Here is a 20117-nt window from a genome sequence, read left to right on the forward strand (position 1 = left end):
AGATTGCACCCATGAGCCTTTCACCCCCTCTGCGGGAAGAATACGAAGTCGTGCTGGAGCCTTTCACTCAGGAAGATCTGGCCCGCGACATTCCCCTCGCGCAACGCATCTGGCAGGTGAGCTGGGTGCGCAAGGCCGTCATCCTCGTCGCCCTGGCGATCATCTGGGAAATCGCCGCGCGCATTCAGGGCAACGACCTGCTGCTGCCGAGCTTTCTGCAAACCGCTTCGGCGTTTATCGACGGCATCGCCAGTGGCGAATTGCTGACCAAGGTCTGGATCTCCCTGACGGTCCTGGTCAAGGGTTACCTGATCGGCATCGTCCTGGCGTTTGGTCTGACCACGCTGGCGGTGTCGACCCAACTGGGTCGCGACCTGCTCGGCACGCTGACGGCGATGTTCAACCCGTTGCCGGCCATCGCGCTGCTGCCGCTGTCGCTGCTGTGGTTTGGCCTCGGTGAAAACAGCCTGATTTTCGTGCTGGTGCATTCGGTGCTCTGGGCGTTGGCATTGAACACGTACGCGGGGTTTCTCGGTGTTTCGGAAACCCAGCGCATGGCCGGGCGCAATTACGGCCTCAAGGGCCTGCGGTTCGTCTGGTACATCCTGATTCCGGCGGGGCTGCCTTCGATTCTCGCGGGCCTGAAAATCGGCTGGGCCTTTGCGTGGCGAACCCTCATTGCCGCAGAACTGGTGTTCGGCGCGTCCTCGGGCAAGGGCGGTCTGGGCTGGTACATCTTCCAGAACCGCAACGAGCTGTACACCGACAAGGTATTCGCGGGTCTGGCGGCGGTGATCATCATTGGTCTGCTGGTGGAAAACCTGCTGTTCAGTAACGTCGAGCGCCTGACCGTGAAGCGGTGGGGCATGCAGCGCTGATCTGCTTTATCAAACGAACGCTCCGCCTTGTGGCCGCTGAATGGGCCATGAGTCCGTCACCCCTTTCGCCTTCATCGTGAGAAATGTATGGAATTTCTGAAAACAGCTGCACCTTTCAAGCGCCCGACACTGACCGCGCTCGCCGCCGCCCTGGGTCTGGCTGGCGCTTTGTTGAGCAGCGGCGCGCACGCTGAAGGCAAGATCAGCATCGCCCAGCAGTTCGGCATCGGTTATCTGATTCTGGACGTCGTTCAGCAGCAGAAGCTGATCGAGAAGCACGGCAAGGAGCAGGGCCTGGACATCAAGGTCGACTGGAACAGCATCTCCGGCGCCACCGCGATGAATGAAGCCCTGCTGGCTGGCGCGCTGGACGTGGTGTCGGCGGGCGTACCGCCGATGCTGACCATCTGGGACCGGACCAAGGGCAAGCAGAACGTCAAGGCCATCGCCTCGCTGGGCTCGATGCCCAACTACCTGCTCAGCAACAACCCCAACGTGAAGACCCTCAACGACTTCACTGAAAAGGACCGCATCGCGGTGCCGGCGGCGGGCGTGGGGTTCCAGTCGCGCACCTTGCAGATCGAAACCGCCAAGCTGTTCGGGAACGACAATTTCAAGAAATTTGACAACATCTCCGTCAGCCTGCCGCACCCGGACGCCACGTCGGCGCTGATTGCCGGCGGGTCGGAGATCAGCGCGCACTTCTCCAGTCCTCCTTTTCAGTACCAGGAGCTGGAAAATCCCAACGTGCATAAAGTGCTGAGTTCTTACGATGTGCTGGGCGGTCAGGCGACGTTCAACGTCCTCTACACCACACAGAAATTCCACGACGAAAATCCGAAGACCTACAAAGCGTTTTACGACGCACTGGCGGAGGCCGAAAAAATCATCAAGGCCGACAAACCTGCGGCGGCGAAGACATACATCGACGTCGAGAAATCGAAACTGCCGTTGCCGCTGGTGGAGAAAATCGTCTCCGACCCGGAAATCGACTTCACCGTCGTGCCCCAGCGCACGTTCATCTACGCCGAAAAGCTCCACGAGCTGGGTGTGCTGAAAAACAAGGCTGACAGCTGGAAGGACTTCTTCTTCGAAGAAGCCCACGGTGGTGCCGGAAGTTGATCCTCAACGTTGGTCGGTCTGTTTAGACCGGCCTGATGTGGGGCGGTGTGTCAGCCACACCGCCTTCGCGACCGTCGTAACCTCCGATTGCTCCTACAGTGGATTTGCGTGCGACCCAGATATTTGGCGCGCCGCGAACCTGTGGCATATCCCGTCGTCCAGACGACGCGCTGTCTGGCATCAAACACACCCCCTGTGGGAGCGAGCTATGCTCGCGAAGGCGGCGATTCAGGCGCTAAAGATGCAGCGGGGTGTCTCGACCCCTTCGCGAGCAAGCTCGCTCCCACAATTTTTGTGTCCACAGGTAGAACTGCGGCGTTGTCATGTTCATGAGAGTGAGCTTGCTCACGAAGGCAGTGTGTCTGCCAACATCGATGTCACAGACCACCCCCCATCGCGAACAGGCGTGCTCTAGCGTAGATTGGCGTGCGCTGTAGATGCCGGCAGAGTTCGGTGCCTCAAGGAACCCTGATGTAAGCTCACAGTCGCATGATCACATCGCATTGGCGTCCGGCGGCGCGGTGTCGCAACGGCATTGGCACAAGGAGCTTGCATGCCCGCCCAACCCTTCTTTTTTCATGGTCGTCTGACCGTTCTTTCCCTCGGTCTGTGCCTGGCCGTGCTTGCTGGCTGCGGGAAGGAAAAGCCCCAGGAACCGGTGCGCGCACGCGTGCAGGCCCAAGAGGTCAAGACGGCCGATTTCGCTGCGGACGTCGCGCTGACCGGCGATGTCCAGGCGCGGGTGCAGACCCAGCTTTCATTCCGGGTGGGCGGCAAGATCATTCAGCGCACGGTCGACGTGGGCGATCGGGTGTCGGCCAAACAAGTGCTGGCCAAACTCGACCCCAAAGACCTGCAGACCAATGTCGATTCCGCCCTCGCTGCCGTTGCCGCCGAGCAGGCGCGCGTGAAACAGACTTCCGCCGCCTTCGTGCGTCAGGAAAAGCTCTTGCCCAAGGGCTACACCAGCCGCAGTGAATACGATTCCGCCCAAGCCCAGCTTCGTGGCAGTCAGAGCGCGCTCAAAGCCGCCCAGGCGCAACTGGCCAACGCCCGCGAGCAACTGGGCTACACCGCATTGATCGCCGATGCGCCGGGCATCATTACCGCGCGGCAGGCCGAAGTGGGGCAGGTCGTACAGCCCACCGCGCCGATCTTCAGCCTGGCCCGCGATGGCGAGCGCGACGCCGTGTTCAACGTTTACGAGTCGCTGTTCGTCAACCCGCCGACCGACCAGCCGGTCGAAGTGACGCTGCTGGACAACCCGAAGGTCAAGGCCGTCGGCAAGGTGCGCGAAGTCACGCCAGCCGTATCGGCGCAAACCGGCACGCTGCAAGTGAAGATCGCCCTCACCTCGCTGCCGCCGGGCATGGATCTGGGTTCGGTGGTCAGTGCCGCGCTGAGCGTGCCGGCCAGGACCAGCGTCGAGCTGCCGTGGTCCGCGCTGACCAAAGGCTTGGGCGATCAGCTCGGCAAGCCGGCGGTGTGGGTGGTCGATGGGGATAACAAGGTCAGCCTGCGCAGCGTCACGGTCGGGCGCTACCTGACCGGCAAAGTGATCATTGTCGACGGTTTGAAGAATGGTGAAAAAGTGGTCGTTGCCGGTAACCAGTTGCTGCACCCGGACATGCAGGTGGAGCTCGCCGACGTGTACCCCGATTCCTCGAAACAGCCGACAGGAGCCCAGCAATGAAGCGCTTGTTGGGGGTTGTGCTGGCGAGCCTGTTGTTGAGCGCATGCAGCAAGGAAGAGCCGCCACCCGAGCCGGTTCGGCCGGTGCTGTTCATTGAGGTAAAACCCCAGGCTCAGGAAAGCCTGGGTCGTTTCGCCGGGAACATCGCCGCGCGCTATGAAAGCACTCTGGGCTTTCGCGTCTCGGGCCGCATCGCCCAGCGCAGCGTCGACGTCGGCGCACAGGTCAAGAAGGGCGACATGCTGGCGGTGCTCGACCCGACGGACCAACAGAACCAAGTGCGCTCAACCCAAGGCGATCTGGCCCGGGTCGAAGCGCAGCTGATCAACGCCCAGGCCAACGCCCGTCGGCAACAAGAGTTGTTTGATCGCGGCGTTGGCGCCCAGGCCGCGCTGGATGTCGCGGTCACCGACCTGAAAACCACGCAGTCTTCCTACGATCAGGCCAAGGCCGCGATGCAACAGGCCAAGGATCAGCTGAGCTACAGCGAGCTGCGCGCCGATCACGATGCCGTCGTCACCGAATGGAAAGTCGAGGCCGGCCAAGTGGTCAGCGCGGGCGAGCAGGTGGTGACACTGGCGCGCCCGGACATCAAAGAGGCGGTCATTGATTTGCCGGCGCAACTGAGTGATCAACTGCCCAGCGACGTCGTGTTCAAAGTCGCCAGCCAGCTGGAGCCAGAGATCAACACCACTGCAACCGTGCGAGAACTCGAGCCCCAGGCCGAAAGCACCACCCGCACCCGTCGCGCACGTTTGACCCTGGCGGATACGCCGGCGGCCTTCCGTCTGGGCACAGCGATCAGCGTCACCCTGAGCTCGGCGATCAAGCCGCGCATCGAATTGCCCGCCACGACCGTTCAGGAAGTCGACGGCAAGACGCAGATCTGGGTCATCGACGTGCAGAACCAGACCGTTTCCCCACGCGTCGTCACGGTCGTCAGCCGCAGTGATGATTCAGTGGTACTGGCCGGGGGGGTCAATAACGGCGATCGAGTTGTGACCGCCGGGGTCAATAGCCTCAAGCCGGGGCAGAAAATCAAAGTCGATAAGGAAAGCCCGCGATGAAAGGGAAGTTCAACCTCTCCGATTGGGCGATCAAGCATCAGTCTTTCGTTTGGTACCTGATGTTCGTCGGCCTGCTGATGGGCGTGTTTTCCTACATGAACCTGGGTCGTGAAGAAGACCCTTCGTTCACCATCAAGACCATGGTCATACAAACCCGCTGGCCGGGCGCGACCGTGGATGAAACCCTGGAGCAGGTCACCGACCGCATCGAGAAAAAGCTCGAAGAGCTCGACTCCCTCGATTACGTGAAGAGCTACACCCGGCCGGGCGAGTCCACTGTTATGGTTTACCTGCGCGACACCACCAGCGCTGAGGCCATTCCTGAAATTTGGTACCAGGTTCGTAAGAAGATCGATGACATTCGCGGGCAGTTCCCCCAAGGTATTCAGGGCCCGGCGTTTAACGATGAGTTCGGCGACGTTTACGGATCGATTTACGCCTTCACCTCCGACGGCCTGACCCTGCGCCAGTTACGCGACTACGTGGAGCAAGTGCGCGTCCAGATTCGCGACGTGCCGGGTCTGGGCAAAGTCGAAATGATCGGCGAGCAGGACGAAGTGCTGTACCTGAACTTCTCCACTCGCAAACTGGCGGCACTGGGCCTTGATCAGCGCCAGGTCGTGCAGAGCCTGCAATCGCAAAACACCGTGACGCCCGCCGGGGTCATCGAGGCCGGTCCGGAGCGCATTTCCGTGCGCACCTCCGGCCAGTTCGCCTCGGAAAAAGACCTCGAAAACGTCAACCTGCGCCTCAACGATCGTTTCTATCGATTGAGCGACATCGCCGAAATCACCCGCGGCTACGTGGATCCGCCCAAGCCGTTGTTCCGCTTCGACGGCAAGCCTGCCATCGGCCTGGCCATCGCCATGAAGAAGGGCGGCAACGTTCAGGAGTTCGGCAAACAGCTGCACGAACGCATGAGCGCCGCGACCGCCGACCTGCCGATTGGCGTCGGCGTGCATGTGGTGTCCGATCAGGCGCAGGTGGTCGAGAAGGCCGTCGGCGGCTTCACCAGCGCGCTGTTTGAAGCGGTGGTGATCGTGCTGATCGTCAGCTTCATCAGCCTTGGCATGCGTGCGGGGCTGGTGGTGGCCTGCTCGATTCCGCTGGTGCTGGCGATGGTCTTCGTGTTCATGGAGTACAGCGGCATCACCATGCAGCGTATTTCCCTGGGCGCCCTGATTATTGCCCTTGGCCTGTTGGTCGATGACGCGATGATTACGGTGGAGATGATGGTGTCGCGCCTTGAAAAAGGCGAAACCAAAGCCCAGGCCGCGACCTACGCCTACACCTCGACGGCCTTCCCGATGCTCACCGGTACGCTGGTGACGGTTGCGGGCTTCGTGCCGATAGGCCTGAACGCCAGCTCGGCGGGGGAATACACCTTCACCCTGTTCGCGGTGATTGCCGTCGCCATGCTGGTGTCGTGGGTCGTTGCCGTGCTGTTCGCCCCGGTGATCGGCGTGCACATCCTTAGCGAAAACGTGAAGAAGCATGACGAAAACGCCAAGCCCGGACGCATCGCCAGAGCCTTCAACGGCTCGATGTTCTGGGCCATGCGTCATCGCTGGCTGACCATCATCATCACGATTTTGCTATTTGCCACGTCGCTGTTCTGCATGCGCTTCGTGCAGAACCAATTCTTCCCCTCATCGGACCGCCCGGAGATTCTGGTCGACCTCAACCTGCCGCAGAACGCATCGATCAACGAGACGCGCCGCGCGGTGGACAAGCTCGAGGCGACCCTCAAGGACGATCCGGACATCGTCAGCTGGAGCACCTACATCGGCGAAGGCGCGGTGCGTTTCTACCTGCCGCTGGATCAGCAGCTGGAAAACCCGTATTACGCACAGTTGGTGATCGTCAGCAAAGGGCTGGAAGAGCGCGGCGCGTTGACCGAGCGCTTGCAAAAACGCTTGCGTGACGACTTCGTCGGCATCGGCACTTATGTGCAGGCGCTGGAAATGGGGCCGCCGGTGGGGCGCCCGATTCAGTACCGGGTCAGCGGCGAGAACATTGATGAAGTGCGCCAGCACGCCATCGAACTCGCCACCCTGCTCGACAAGAATCAACACATCGGCGAGATGATCTACGACTGGAACGAGCCCGGGAAAGTCCTGCGCATCGACATCAATCAGGACAAGGCGCGGCAGTTGGGGCTGTCGTCCGAGGACGTTGCGCAGCTGATGAACAGCGTCGTCACCGGCTCGGCGGTGACCCAGGTGCGCGACGACATCTACCTGATCAATGTCGTCGGGCGCGCGGTGGATGCCGAGCGCGGGTCGCCGGAAACCCTGCAGAACCTGCAGATCGTCACGCCTCAGGGCACGTCGATTCCGCTGCTGGCGTTTGCCAACGTGCGCTACGAGCTGGAACAGCCGCTGGTGTGGCGTCGTGATCGCAAACCGACGATCACGCTCAAGGCGGCCGTGAGCGACGATATGCAGCCGACTGACCTGGTCAAGGAGCTCAAGCCCGAGATCGACAAATTCGCCGCCGGTTTGCCGGTGGGCTACAAGGTCGCCACGGGCGGTACGGTGGAGGAGAGCGGCAAGGCCCAAGGGCCGATCGCCAAGGTCGTGCCGTTGATGATCTTCCTGATGGCGACGTTCCTGATGATCCAGCTGCACAGCGTGCAGAAGATGTTCATCGTCGCCAGTGTCGCGCCGCTGGGATTGATCGGCGTGGTGCTCGCGCTGGTGCCGACCGGAACGCCGATGGGCTTTGTGGCGATCCTCGGGATTCTGGCGCTGATCGGCATCATCATCCGCAACTCGGTGATTCTGGTGACCCAGATTCATGAGTACGAGGTGGCGGGCTATCTGCCGTGGGATGCGGTGGCGGAAGCCACGGAACACCGGCGCCGTCCGATCCTGCTGACCGCTGCGGCGGCGAGCCTGGGCATGATCCCGATCGCCCGCGAAGTGTTCTGGGGGCCAATGGCTTACGCAATGATCGGCGGGATCATCATCGCGACCCTGCTGACCTTGCTTTTCCTGCCGGCGCTGTACGTGGCCTGGTACAAGATCAAGGAGCCGAGTGAGGAGGAGCGGCGCAAACATCAGGAACGCCAGCAGGAAGAGCAACACCGCCGTGATGACGATACGGACGACGGCGCGTCCTCTCCCGCGCATTAATACCTATGGTTCAGGCGGAAGCGGTCGGGTGGCCACTTCCGCTTTTTATCTGCGCACCGGTGAGGGGGTTGTCAGGTCAGCTCGAAATCTTTGAAATGCACCTGCCCTGCCTGAGTTTTCAACTTTTCCGGATCAGAGACGGTGTGTACCTGCACGGTCACCGTAGTGGCAGGGATCGGTTTGCGCTTCATCTCGAGAGTGACTTTCTTCCACTCCTCGGTTGCTACCGAAATGTCACCAAACGCCTCGGCGCTCCCGACCGTACTGATCAGCACCCCATAACTGAATAGTATGGAATCGCCGGGCTTTATGATTTCCCCGGCCCGCACATAAAAAGTAAATTTGCTGGGTTTATAATTGCCCTCCGGGAGGGACTGGGACAGACCGGCTGCCTTTGCCAGCTGCACGTAGTAAACCGCCCCCTCTTTCTTGATCCCCCCAGTGACCTCAGTGGGGGTGATGGTCCAGGGTTCTAATTCGCCCGATGCGAAGTCACTGTTTTTCAATAAATTACTCATCGTCATTCCCTTGCTGATTGGCGATTGGCAGCCTGTGTTCATCAGGCAACTGGATCGTGGTTGGCACTCATGGCGCGGGTCCAGTGTGTGCGCGGGGAAAGGAAGGGGCTACTGTCAGAAATGACAGTCCCGGACCCCCGTCAGTTGAGCGAGCATTTGCGAGGTGGGGCAAGGCCAGTCGTGATTTAGGAACGGTCCGACAGACACTCGTCGGTCCCTGCCTTACTGTGCCCCGCTGAATCGCTTCGCGGGGCTCGACATGTCTTTTTCCTTGGTACGCTTGTGTGTCTGCCTCTTGTTGGGCTGGATGCTCCCATTCGGCAGTTCGGCTGAAACGTTGGAAAACGACTTCTGGCGGGTGGACGTTGATCCGCAGACACTCGCGGTCCGCGTCTCGCCGAGCGGGCAACCTGCCTTGCAAGCGTCAAGCGGGGTCAAGGCGCATCGCGTCAGTGAGCTCAAGACTTCGCAGGACTACCTCGCGTGGCAGTGGGACGAGGGCGCCTGGCATCTCGAAGTCCGGCTGCAGCAACGTGACCTCTTGCTGACCATCAAGGCCCGGAATACGGGAGTGCTGGAGTTCCTGAATCAGCCAGGCGACGCCATGGGCAAGGCGCTGATCTGGCCGATGGCCGAGGGGCATTATGTGCCTCGCGGGAACACTGTCTGGCAGCAGTTTCTTGTGACCCAGGGCGAGATCAATACCACTCAGGACCTCAGTCTCCCGTTATGGGGCATGGACCACGGCGCATTCACCCTGACCTGGCTGTTGACCCATCCATTCAACAACCGCCTTCGTTTGCATCCCCAAGGTGACGCCCTGGGTTTGTCCGCCCGACATGAGTTCACGGCGCTGGATCTCAGCACGCCAATGACCTTTCGCCTGTCGCTGGATGCCGCCGACCCGCTCGCTGGCGCAAGGCGTTACCGGCAGTGGCTCATCGACAATGGCGACTATCAGACGCTGGAAAGCAAGTTCGAGAAAACCCCAGAGGCGCGCAAGCTGCTCGGCGCCGCCCACGTCTATCTGTGGGGCAACGACCTGTTGGCCCTTGATGATATTCAGTCTTGGGGCCGTCTGACTCAGGTCCTTGCGTCCGACGACCCACTGGCCGTGCAGTTGCGCAATGGGCTGGATAAAGAAACCCTGGTTTTGCTGAGTGGCAGCCAGGGACAATTGCAGCGCTGGCAACAAGTCGCCCTGTTGCGCAGTCTCAACAGGGCGTTCAACTCTGTCGCAAGACAAGCATGGCAACGTGATGCCCAGCCCGACGTGTCGCGGTTGACGTCGCGTTACGGTGAGCTTCACGGGGAAGTCGCCCGTCTGTTTGCCGGCGCCCTCGCGGATGACCCGTCGACATGGGGCGGCGTGCTATCCCTGAAGGGTATCGAGAGCCTGCAAGCATCTGGTTTGCCACGACTGTGGCTGGGGCTCGGCGAAGGTTGGGAGGGAGGTCTCTGGCATCCCGAAGCCGTTCGCGCCGCTGTGCAGGCGGGGTATCTGATTGCGCCTTATGACTCCTACGAAACGGCTCTGGCGACCCATGAAAACCCGGACTGGGTGACCGCTCACCTGGGCAGCGACGCACACCGTCAATGCGCCATTGTGCTGAAGGACGGAACGTTCAAAGCCGGTTTTCAACAGTCCGGGCATTACACCGATCCGCATTGTGTCCGGCCTTTAATGGAGGCGCGGGTTACAGCTGTCCAGGCCGCTGCCGGTTTCAATAGCTGGTTTCTGGACGCCTATGCCACGGGGATGCTGTTCGACAGCTATCGGCCCGGCGCGACCATGACCGAGATGCAAAACGCCGCCGCTAATGTCAGTGCTTCGCAGTGGGTGGCTGAAGCCCGAGCGCTGCCCTCAGGTTCCGAGGACGGCAATGCCGTCACCGCCCAAGGCATCCTTTTCGCCCACGGCATGCAGACGCCGGTGATCGGATGGGGCGATCCGGAGCTCAGCCAGCACAAGTCCTCCCGCTGGTACCTGGGCAGTTGGTACCCGCCGGAGCAGCCGGACGTGTTCTTCAAACCGGTACCGATCAAGGAGCCTTATCGCACCATTCACTTCAATCCGACGACCCGCCTGCCGCTCTATCAGGCCGTGTTCCATGGATCGGTCATCACGACTCATCACTGGCTTTTTGACAGCCTGAAACTGGTCAATGTCAGGCAGGAGAACGAGCTCGCCCAGTTGCTCTACAACGTGCCGCCGCTGTATCACCTGAGCAGCGCGACGCTGGGCGAGCGGTTGCCGGTGATGCAGCGTCAGGACCGGTTTTTCAGGCCACTGCATGAGCGCCTTGGTACCCAGGCGATGACGGCGTTCAGTTGGCTGACGCTTGATCGACAAGTTCAGCAGACCACGTTCGCGGACGGAACGAGACTGGTGGCGAACTTCGATGGTGGGACCCGTGAGGTAGGGACGACCCGGTATGCAGGGCATAGCGTGACGGCGGTTGCGCCTGACGGAGCGGTCAGCGTCTATCACGCAACAGGCGAGGGCGGCTGATGCGCCAGGTTTTCCGAGTCTCGCTACGGGAGACCTGCAGCGGTCAGACCTTGCGCCACACGCTCGCCAGCCATGGCTGTTGATCTCTCGGTAATCCCGGCGGTCGGTAGTAATGCTCGACTTCGGTAAACCCGGCCTCGGTCAGTAACGCGCTCCACGACTCCAGATCATGGAACGCGCCATAGCGCTCGCCTTTCCAGCCTTCCTGATTGTCACCTCGGGGATTGGAGCTGAACAGCACGCCGCCGGGCTTGAGTGCGGCGCGCAACTCACGCAGCACCCGAGGCAATTCCTGACGCGGTACGTGGAACAGCGAGGCGTTGGCGAAGATGCCGTCGAAGCGTTCTGCGGGCAGATCAAGTTCCAGGAAGTTCTGGTGCAGCACCTCGCAGCCGCTGTCGGCGCGGGCCATCTCGGCAAAGCGTTCGGAGCCATCCAGGCCAGTGGCGATGTGGCCCATGGCAGTGAAGGTCTGCAGATCACGGCCAGGCCCGCAGCCGAAATCCAGAATCTGAAACGGCGCCGGGCCTGTGATATTGCGCAGCAGCGCATCAATGTTCTGGCTCACATCATGGTCGCGGGTCCCTTCGCGAAAACCCTCGGCGACATCGTTGTAGTTGCCGAGGGTAGTGGCCGTGATCTGGGCGAGGTCGGTTTGATCAAGTTTCATGAGGTGGTTGTCTGGGCGAATAAGGCCGCCAATATACCCCGCTCCCGAATTGCGATCTCCTGGCGGGACTGCATGCCGTTAGTAGGACCGGCTTCAGCCGGGAAGAGGCCCGTGTCAGCGCCATCAATTTTGCAGTGTGGCGCCTGGCGCTTTTCCGGCTAAAGCCAGTCCAGCTGAATGAACGCACGCCGTTAGTAGGACCGGCTTCAGCCGGGAAGGGGCCCGTGTCAGCGCCATCAACTTTGCAGGGTGACGCCTGACGCTTTCCCGGCTAAAGCCAGTCCTACTGAATGAACGCATGCCGATAGTGGGACCGGATTCAGCCAGTCCTGCAGGGAAGGCGCTCTTTGATCAGCGCTTGTTCAGTCGCAATGCCAATCGATCCCCGCCCAACTGAATCACCGCTACCAGGATCACGAGCAACACGATCACGGTGAGCATCACCTGCGTATCAAACCGCTGATAACCGTAGCGATAAGCGATGTCGCCCAGGCCGCCCGCGCCGATGGCACCGGCCATGGCCGACGAATTGATCATTGTCACAATGGTGATGGTAAATCCGCCGACGATGCCCGGCAGCGCTTCGGGCAACAGCACGTGCCAGACGATGTGCCACCGGCGGCAGCCCATCGCTTGTGCCGCTTCGATCAGGCCGTGGTCCACCTCGCGCAGGCTGACTTCCGCAATACGCGCGAAGAATGGCGTCGACGCGATGGTCAGCGGCACCACCGCCGCCCACACGCCGTAGGTCGTGCCGACGATCAGCCGCGTGAACGGAATCAGCGCGACCATCAGAATCAGGAACGGCACCGAACGAAAAATATTCACGAACGCGCCCAGCACCCGGTTCACATTGGGCGCCTCAAAAATGCCTCCCTTGCCGCTGGTGACCAGAATCACCGCCAGTGGAATGCCCAGAATCAACGCAATCAGCGACGACACGCCCACCATCAGAAAGGTGTCGATGACGCCCTGCCACAGACGATCAAGCCACATAACCCAATACCTCCGCGTGCTGCGCGTGTTTGCGGGCACGATTGAGCAATTCGTCCGCCGACAGCGGCGAATGACTTACCGCCAGCAGCAGGTGACCCAGCGCACGCCCCTGAATGCGTTCGACGCCGCCATGCAGCAGGCTCACCCGCCCGCCAAATGCATTGAACAGTGCCGACAAATCAGGCTCCTTGCCGTCGCTGCCGGTGAATTGCAGGTCCAGCACAACGCTGACGTGTTGTTCGGATGGCTGCGGCTGCAAGCGCGCCTGCAAATCCTCCGGCAGCGCATGTTGCAGCGGCGCCAGCAGCGTCTTGCTCACTTCATGCTGCGGGTTGCCGAACACCTGCCAGACCGGGCCCTGCTCGACGACCTCACCTTTTTCCAGCACCACCACCCGGTCACAGATCTCCCGGATCACCGCCATCTCGTGGGTGATCAAAATGATCGTCAGGCCCAGGCGCTGATTGATCTCGCGCAGCAGGCCGAGAATCGATTGCGTGGTTTCCGGGTCGAGGGCCGAGGTCGCCTCGTCGCACAGCAGAATCGCTGGATCATGCACCAGCGCCCGGGCAATGCCGACGCGCTGCTTTTGCCCGCCCGACAATTGCGCGGGATAGGCGGTGTGCTTGCCTTCCAGCCCCACCAATGCCAGCAGCTCGGCGACTTTGCGCTGACGCTGCGCCTTCGGCACGCCCGCCACCTTCAGCGGCAGCTCGACGTTCTGCCACACGGTCTTGGCCGACATCAGATTGAAATGCTGAAAGATCATGCCGATGCGTCGGCGCAGCGCCACCAGCGTGTCTTCGTTGAAGTCGCCGATGTCCACCTGATCGATCAGCACGCGTCCGCTGCTGGGTTTTTCCAGACGATTGATGGTGCGAATCAGCGACGATTTGCCTGCGCCGCTGCGGCCGATGATGCCGAAAACCTCACCGCGCTGGATATCCAGATCGATGCCCGTAAGCGCCGGCACCGGCCCTTGCGGACCTTCATAGACCTTGCCCAGATTGATGAAGCGCACATGGGCCCGTTGCTTCTCAGGATGCAGTTCTGCTTGCTCGGCGGCATGGGGAGCCGCAGCACCCTCAAGCGTCAAAGCGCGTTGCGCGGATGCCGTCATGATCAGTTCTTCCAGCCAACCTGATACAGCGAGCCATTGACCTTATCCAGCGAGGCTCGCACGACCGGCGAGTGTTGGTAGATGTCGATGAACTTGGCCAGACGCGGGTCATCCTTGTGGTCGGGCTTTATGACGAACTGAATCACGTACTCCGGGTGATCGAGGCCGTCGAACAGAATCGCCGAGCCAGCATCGAAGGTCTTCGACAGACGAATGTAGGCCGGGTAGCCCTGCACCAGATCGGCATCGTCATAGGCGCGCACCAGCTGCACGGCTTCGACCTGGATCAGCTTGATCTTCTTCGGGTTGGCGGTGATGTCGTCTTCGGTGGCCTTGTAACCCACGCCCGGTTTCAACGTGATCAAGCCGGCCTTGGCCAACAGTTGCAGGCCGCGTCCGCTATTGATCGGGTCATTGGCGATTGCGACGGTGGCGCCGGTTGGCAGCTCATCGAAGCTTTTGTACTTCTTCGAGTACAGCCCGACATTGTTGATGATGCCCGGCGCGTACGGCACCAGATCAAAACCCGACGCCGCTTTGGCGTTTTCCAGAAACGGGATGTGCTGGAAGTAGTTCACGTCAATGTCGCCAGCGTTGAGGCTGACGTTGGGCGCGATCCAGTCGGTGAATTCCACCAGCTCGACCTTCAGGCCTTGTTTATCGGCTTCGGCGACGGCCGCTTCCAGCGGGATGGCGAACGCCGCCGTGGTGCCGACTTTGAGCGGTTGATCGGCAGCGTGGGTGACGCCGGCAAACAGGCCCAGGGACAGCGCGAGGGTGAGGAGGGTTTTGATCATTGAGGGGTAATCCGTGTCAGTGGTCTGGTTTGAATTTGGGGTGCTTGTAAGGCCGTCTCGCGAGCAAGCTCACTCCTACAGATTGCTACGTGTTCTATAAGCCGCCCCCGCATGCCGTTCCGGCAGTCGAGCGTTGCCGTCCTCAAACAGCTTCTCGCGCAAAGTGCCGTGCTCGTATGCGGTCTTGTATGAGCCGCGCCGTTGCAGCTCGGGGATCACCAGATCGATGAAATCCTCGTAGCTCTCCGGGGTGACGATGCGGGTCAGGTTGAAGCCGTCCAGGCCGGTTTCGGCGATCCACGATTCCAGCTCGTCGGCCACCTGCTCGGGCGAGCCGATCAGCGTGATGTAACGGCCGCCGAGGGCGTGTTGATCGAGCAGCTTTTGGCGGGTCCAGTCGTTGTTCTTGAGAATCTTCGTGGCCGACTGAATGGCGTTGCCTTTCACGTGCTGGATCGGCTCGTCGAGCTCGTAGTCGGCAAAGTCGATGCCGGTGGACGCAGCAAAATGCGCGAGCCCTGCCTCGGCGCTGGCGTAGTTCAGGTACTCCGCGTGCTTGGCCCGCGCCGCTTCTTCGGTGGGGCCGACGATGACGTTGAGGCCCATGAACACTTTGATGTCATCGGGGTTGCGCCCGGCGGCCACGGCACTGGCGCGGACCTTGTCGACCTGCTCGCGGGTCGCGGGTTTGTTCTGCGCGCTGATGAACACGCACTCGGCGTTGCTGCCGGCAAACTGCAAACCGCGCTCGGAACTGCCCGCCTGAAACAGCACCGGCGTGCGCTGCGGCGACGGCTCGCACAGGTGATAACCTTCCACCTGATAGAACTCGCCGCTGTGCCGCACGTAATGGACTTTTTCCGGCTGGGCGTAGATGCGCGCCTGACGGTCCTCGATGACTGCGTCGTCCTCCCAACTGCCTTCCCACAGCTTGTACAAAACCTCCAGGTATTCATCGGCCTGGTCGTAGCGGCGGTCGTGTTCGATTTGCTCGGTCAAGCCCATCGCGCGCGCGGCGCTGTCCAGATACCCGGTGACGATGTTCCAGCCCACGCGGCCGCGGGTCAGGTGATCCAGCGTCGACATGCGCCGGGCGAACAGATACGGCGCCTCGTAAGTGAGGTTGGCGGTCAGGCCGAAGCCGAGGTTTTTGGTGACCGCGGCCATGGCCGATACCAGCAACAGCGGATCATTCACCGGCAACTGGATCGATTCCTTCAGGGTTACGTCCACCGACTTCTGGTAGACGTCATAGACCCCGACGATGTCCGCGATGAACAACCCGTCGAACAGCCCGCGCTCCAGCAACTGCGCCAGTTCGGTCCAGTATTCGAGGGTCTTGTACTGGGTGGACGTGTCCCGTGGGTGTGTCCAGAAACCGTGGTTGATGTGGCCGATGCAGTTCATGTTGAACGCGTTGAGCAGGATCTTTTTCTTGCTCATCAGATCGTCCCCCGGCGTGGCGGGTTGACGTCATTGAGGTAGTAGTTGCCGATGGCGTGATACTTCCAGCGCACCGGGTCGTGCAACGTGTGGACCCGCGCGTTGCGCCAGTGCCGGTCAAGGCCGTGCTCCGCCAGCGTGGCCTGGGAACCGGCGAGTTCGAACAAGGTGCTGCCGGCTTCCAATGAGATGTCGGTGCTGATCGCCCGCGCCTCCGCGACCGCAATCGATGCCTGGGCCAGATTCTCTGGCGTGGTCTCGGCCTGGGCTCGATCCAGGAATTCCCCCGAACGTTCGAGCAGGGCTTCGGCGGCGTGCAGGCGAATGCCGAGCTTGCCAAAGCTGTGCAGCGTCAGCGGGTCATCGACGGCTTTTTCGATGCCAGAGTCGATCCAGGGCCGCGTGCGGGTGCGCACGAAATGCAGCGCGTCTTCAAAGGCCGCGCGGGCGATGCCGGTGTCGATGGCCGCATGGAGGATTTGTGCGAGAGGGCCGACGGTGGTCGGGCGCTCGAAGGCGGTCTGAAACGGCACCACGTCGTCGGCGTCAACGTACACGTTATCGAACACCACCGAGCCGCTGCCCGTGGTGCGCTGGCCGAAGCCGCTCCAGTCATCGATCACGCTCAGCCCCGTTGCGTTGGCTGGCACGAATGCCAGCTGCTGCACGCCGTTTTCATCGACCACCGAGGTCGGTATGCGTTGGGCGTAAAGCGCGCCGGTGGCGTAGAACTTGCGGCCGTTGATGCGCCAGCCGTTGCCGTCGCGGCTCAGTCGGGTGGTGCGGTCGTGGGCGGTTTTGGTACCCAGTTCAGCCAGCGCGTTACCGAAGCGCTGACCGGCGAGGACCTCGGCGTACAGACGCGCCTGCTGCGCCGGGCTGCCATTCACGCGCAGCACTTCCAGCGCGTAAAAGTGGTTCTGTGGAATTTGCCCCAGAGAGGCGTCGGCGGCAGAGATGATCCGAATGACCTCGGCCAGGGTGACATTGGACACGCCAGCGCCGCCAAAGGCCTTTGGCACGCTGATGCCCCACAGTCCCGAGCGGGAAAACGCTTCCAGTTCCTGATGGGGCAGGCGCCGTTCACGATCACGGGTGGCGCTCTGTTGTTTGAAATCTTCCGCCAGCGTGCGGGCGATACGCAGCGCCTCGGCGTCGTCACGAATGATCGCGGTCACGGCGGTCGCCTGCGTGTCACGCGGCAAGGTTTGAAGGCTCATAGGTGTGCTTCCAGTGGTCTGGTTATATCCAGGAGTGACGGGCGGGCAGGGCGCCGTTCAGGTGCCAGGCGCCGACGGCGTGGACCTTCCAGCGCACCGGGTCGTGGAGGGTGTGAACCCGCGCGTTGCGCCAGTGACGATCGAGATTGAATTCGGCCAGCGTCGCGCGACTGCCCGACAGCTCGAACAGCTTTTCGCTGGCCTGCAGGGCGATTTGCGTGGTCAGCACCTTGGCTTCGGCGACCACGATGGACGCCCGCGCCGCTGATTGTTCGTCGATGGGTTCGGCGGCGATGTCATCCAGCGCACGGCCGGCCTTGCGCAGCAGCGCTTCGGCGGCGTGCAGCTCGAGTTTCAGCTTGCCGATGTCAGCGATCACATACGGATCGTCACCGGCGCGCTCGACATTGGCGTCGATCCACGGCCGCGAACGCTCGCGCACAAAACGAATGCTTTCGTCGATGGCTTCCCGGGCAATGCCCGCATCGATGGCGGCCTGAATCAGTTGCGAGACCGCGCCCTGAATGTTCGGAGACAGGCCCAGCTTCCAGTTATCAACAACCAGTTCGCCACTCACGCGCACGTTTTCCAGCAGCACGCTGCCGCTGGCGGTGGTGCGCTGACCGAAGCCGGACCAGTCGTCGATGATGTGCAGCCCCGGCGTCCCGCGTGGCACGAACACCAGCACTTGTTTGCCGTCGTCATTGATGGCCTTGACCGCCACCCAGTGGGCGAACAGCGCGCCGGTCGAGTAGAACTTGCGGCCATTGAGCAAAAACTGATCACCGTCCGCAGTTATTCGCGTTCTGACGTCGAGGGTGTTTTTGGTCCCGCGTTCGGGGCCGCCGTTGCCGATACGTGCGCCGCCGAGCACGCTGGCGAACAGGGTTTCTTTCTGCGCCTCGGTAGCGCTGCCGATCAGCGAGTTGAGAATCCCGAAGTGGTTTTGCGGAATCTGGCCCACGGCAGGGTCAGCCGCCGAGAGGATGGCGAAGACCTCGGCCACGGTTACGAATGACACCTGCGGCCCGCCGTATGCGCGCGGTACCGTGATGCTGCCCAGGCCGCTGCGGCTGAACAACTCGATTTCCGACCAGGGCAGTTGCCGCTCGCGGTCTCGCGTGGCGGCATTCGGGCGCACGATCGCGGCCAGTTCATGGGCCGCGGCAAGGGCATCGGCGTCGTTGCGCAGTACGTTGGCAGGGAGCAGGGGAGGAGCCACGTCCAGGGTGTGCTGGACAGAAAGGGCGTTCAGATCAGTCATGGTGGTGACCTTCACGAGCGCGAGCACTGGGGTCGTTGTGCTTGACCATTCGAACCTCGAATCAATACCGCGATAGCGGCGGGAAAATTGACGATGGTCCGGTGGTCCGGTGCATATACCCTAAGCGTGTATAAACATTAAATAAACTCACATTTAGGAATAAGCATAGAAGGCGAAATGGCCGCTGCTGTCGCCAGCGCCGTGGCTTGCGTGTAGGTCAGGCATGAACCGAAGGCCAGCGCCAGAATCATGTACTTGACCAAATGTCTGAAGGGCATGGCGAACACCTTGTGGGGGGGTTCACCGCAGGCTAGCAGCCCGTTCCCGCGTATCCAGGGGGAAGCTGTAGGACGCTGATGGAGATGATGTGGGAGGTTTCTTCTCTGTGCCTGATCCGTAGCGCCGTTCACGGTTGCAGCACGCTGGGCGGCAGACGTATCGCGGCACGCCGAGGGTGCGCCGCGACAGCGTCTTGAGCGGGGTCGATATCAAGCTCCGACCTCATCGGTCATGTCGGTCGATACCTTGATCAATCGCGCCGGCGCCCAACGCGAGTTATTGCCGACCCGGTCAATCACGCAATAGCTCGCCTCCAGGTGCGGGTCATCGCCCGCCTCGCGCACCAATTCTGCTGGTACTTCAACCACGATGGGCAGGCCGACCTCTTCTTGGGTGAGCGCTGGCAGATCCAGACGCATGTCGCCCCAGCGAAGAGTGATTTCATCGTAGGCATCCATGTTGGGATAAGCGTCGAGGGTGAGCTGTACGCCCTCATCGAAGTGGCGCGCAGTCAAACCGTCCTGCATGACCGACTCGGCGAACGTCACCGGTGCCAGTCCCTGATTCTCATCGCCCTCGCCGCTGACCAATTGACCGCCGGGAATCTCCAGTTTGACCCATAGCTTGGCGCCGGGAGATTTAATGGGTTCGCTGCCAATTTTGGTAACGCGATAGTAGGTTTTCACTTTTCCACTTCGAAGAAAACTTTCGGGTACATGTAGGACGGATGTGTGCCCGATGTCGGACTCCGATAAAAGTTTTGAGGCGGCATAACAGCCTCCCCAAAACAATTCGATCAAATCACCGCAGTCCATCTCTGGCCAGGGGTCGATGTGCACTCGCAGATCGGCCGCCGCCAGGGCGCCAATCCCATGCTTGTTCGACTGCGGAAGATACGGCGCCATCAACTTGAAAGACTGAGTCATTACAGGGATACGGATCATCTTTTAATACTCTTCGAATGCGTGCCTGGATCAAGGCAAGTCAGGTGATTAATTCATTGCAACTGCAGCGTGAAAACGACTGGCACTAGTACACGCCGGGATGCATAGACATGGCAAACATTACAAACGGTGGTAATTAGTGGGTTGCTGTTCTGGAAAAAGAATAAACCGAGAGCGATTTCAGCTAATTGTGTTGCGGTGTTTGTGTCAACAGTCATTAAGTTTTTAAAGTGTGTGTAACGCAAATGCAGAAGTTTCCTACAGTTGGGCGTTGCTTATGGGGAGGGGGGTGCGACTGTGGTCCTACCTGAGCCGCCGGGCGCGCCGTATTCCGCAGTCAGCAGGCTAATGAAAAGTGTCAGCGACAGTTATTTGTGGGCGAGGAAATGGTCAATCAACGTTGCGGGGAAGTAGAGACAGTGAGCGCTGTTCGTATTGAAAAAGCAGATAGATTGAT

General features: G+C 61.0%; 16 protein-coding genes. 6 read left to right on the top strand and 10 right to left on the bottom strand.

All coding sequences use genetic code 11. From position 1 onward, the window contains the following. Positions 1-11 precede the first annotated feature (11 nt). The 5 genes from QMX88_RS19410 to QMX88_RS19430 all read left to right on the top strand — a co-directional run bounded on the left by QMX88_RS19410 (position 12) and on the right by QMX88_RS19430 (position 7897). A complete protein-coding gene (locus QMX88_RS19410) occupies positions 12-878 on the top strand; it encodes an ABC transporter permease (protein ID WP_282371875.1) in 867 nt (288 codons plus the stop codon). 87 nt (positions 879-965) lie between these two features. Further along, on the top strand, positions 966-2000 hold the full coding sequence (locus QMX88_RS19415) for an ABC transporter substrate-binding protein (protein ID WP_282371876.1): 1035 nt from the start codon (positions 966-968) through the stop codon (positions 1998-2000). Between the two features lie 553 nt (positions 2001-2553). After that, positions 2554-3693 (top strand): efflux RND transporter periplasmic adaptor subunit, encoded by a 1140-nt coding sequence (locus QMX88_RS19420; RefSeq protein WP_282371877.1) that lies wholly within the window; start codon positions 2554-2556, stop codon positions 3691-3693. Next, positions 3690-4760 carry an efflux RND transporter periplasmic adaptor subunit gene (locus QMX88_RS19425; protein ID WP_282371878.1) on the top strand — a complete coding sequence of 357 codons (1071 nt, stop codon included), beginning with the start codon at positions 3690-3692 and terminating at the stop codon, positions 4758-4760. Before QMX88_RS19420 ends, QMX88_RS19425 begins: the two co-directional genes overlap by 4 nt. Continuing rightward, positions 4757-7897 (top strand): efflux RND transporter permease subunit, encoded by a 3141-nt coding sequence (locus QMX88_RS19430; protein ID WP_192173030.1) that lies wholly within the window; start codon positions 4757-4759, stop codon positions 7895-7897. The genes QMX88_RS19425 and QMX88_RS19430 overlap by 4 nt, the downstream gene beginning before the upstream one ends. 71 nt (positions 7898-7968) lie before the next feature. On the opposite strand, the gene QMX88_RS19435 is transcribed toward QMX88_RS19430, so the two are convergent. Further along, the gene (locus QMX88_RS19435) at positions 7969-8415 is read right to left on the bottom strand and encodes a hypothetical protein (RefSeq protein WP_282371879.1); all 447 of its coding nucleotides are present in this window, start codon (positions 8413-8415) and stop codon (positions 7969-7971) included. Positions 8416-8674: 259 nt separating this feature from the next. Here QMX88_RS19435 and QMX88_RS19440 point away from each other — a divergent pair, with 259 nt between their 5' ends. Next, positions 8675-10927, top strand: a complete 2253-nt coding sequence (locus QMX88_RS19440) for a glycoside hydrolase (RefSeq protein ID WP_442969477.1) — start codon at positions 8675-8677, stop codon at positions 10925-10927. Between the two features lie 43 nt (positions 10928-10970). Here the strand turns inward: QMX88_RS19440 and QMX88_RS19445 are convergent, their stop codons facing one another. The 9 genes from QMX88_RS19445 to QMX88_RS19485 all read right to left on the bottom strand — a co-directional run bounded on the left by QMX88_RS19445 (position 10971) and on the right by QMX88_RS19485 (position 19660). Further along, positions 10971-11597, bottom strand: a complete 627-nt coding sequence (locus QMX88_RS19445) for a class I SAM-dependent methyltransferase (RefSeq protein ID WP_192173027.1) — start codon at positions 11595-11597, stop codon at positions 10971-10973. A gap of 351 nt (positions 11598-11948) precedes the next feature. After that, positions 11949-12593, bottom strand: a complete 645-nt coding sequence (locus QMX88_RS19450) for a methionine ABC transporter permease (RefSeq protein ID WP_122536756.1) — start codon at positions 12591-12593, stop codon at positions 11949-11951. Further along, positions 12583-13713, bottom strand: coding sequence for a methionine ABC transporter ATP-binding protein (locus tag QMX88_RS19455; protein ID WP_282371880.1), 1131 nt, complete (start codon positions 13711-13713; stop codon positions 12583-12585). The genes QMX88_RS19450 and QMX88_RS19455 overlap by 11 nt, the downstream gene beginning before the upstream one ends. A 2-nt stretch (positions 13714-13715) precedes the next feature. Beyond that, complete coding sequence (locus QMX88_RS19460; RefSeq protein WP_282371881.1) at positions 13716-14510, bottom strand: MetQ/NlpA family ABC transporter substrate-binding protein; 795 nt, start codon at positions 14508-14510, stop codon at positions 13716-13718. A gap of 75 nt (positions 14511-14585) precedes the next feature. Beyond that, positions 14586-15953 carry an LLM class flavin-dependent oxidoreductase gene (locus QMX88_RS19465; protein WP_282371882.1) on the bottom strand — a complete coding sequence of 456 codons (1368 nt, stop codon included), beginning with the start codon at positions 15951-15953 and terminating at the stop codon, positions 14586-14588. Then, on the bottom strand, positions 15953-17158 hold the full coding sequence (locus tag QMX88_RS19470) for an SfnB family sulfur acquisition oxidoreductase (protein WP_282371889.1): 1206 nt from the start codon (positions 17156-17158) through the stop codon (positions 15953-15955). The genes QMX88_RS19465 and QMX88_RS19470 overlap by 1 nt, the downstream gene beginning before the upstream one ends. A gap of 37 nt (positions 17159-17195) precedes the next feature. Then, positions 17196-18437, bottom strand: coding sequence for an SfnB family sulfur acquisition oxidoreductase (locus QMX88_RS19475; protein ID WP_282371883.1), 1242 nt, complete (start codon positions 18435-18437; stop codon positions 17196-17198). Between the two features lie 137 nt (positions 18438-18574). Continuing rightward, positions 18575-18715, bottom strand: a complete 141-nt coding sequence (locus QMX88_RS19480) for a hypothetical protein (RefSeq protein ID WP_192173021.1) — start codon at positions 18713-18715, stop codon at positions 18575-18577. Between the two features lie 210 nt (positions 18716-18925). After that, complete coding sequence (locus tag QMX88_RS19485; RefSeq protein ID WP_282371884.1) at positions 18926-19660, bottom strand: hypothetical protein; 735 nt, start codon at positions 19658-19660, stop codon at positions 18926-18928. Between the last annotated feature and the right edge of the window lie 457 nt (positions 19661-20117).

It is taken from the genome of Pseudomonas sp. PS02290 (assembly GCF_029960075.1).
In the GTDB taxonomy this organism is placed as follows: Bacteria; Pseudomonadota; Gammaproteobacteria; order Pseudomonadales; family Pseudomonadaceae; genus Aquipseudomonas.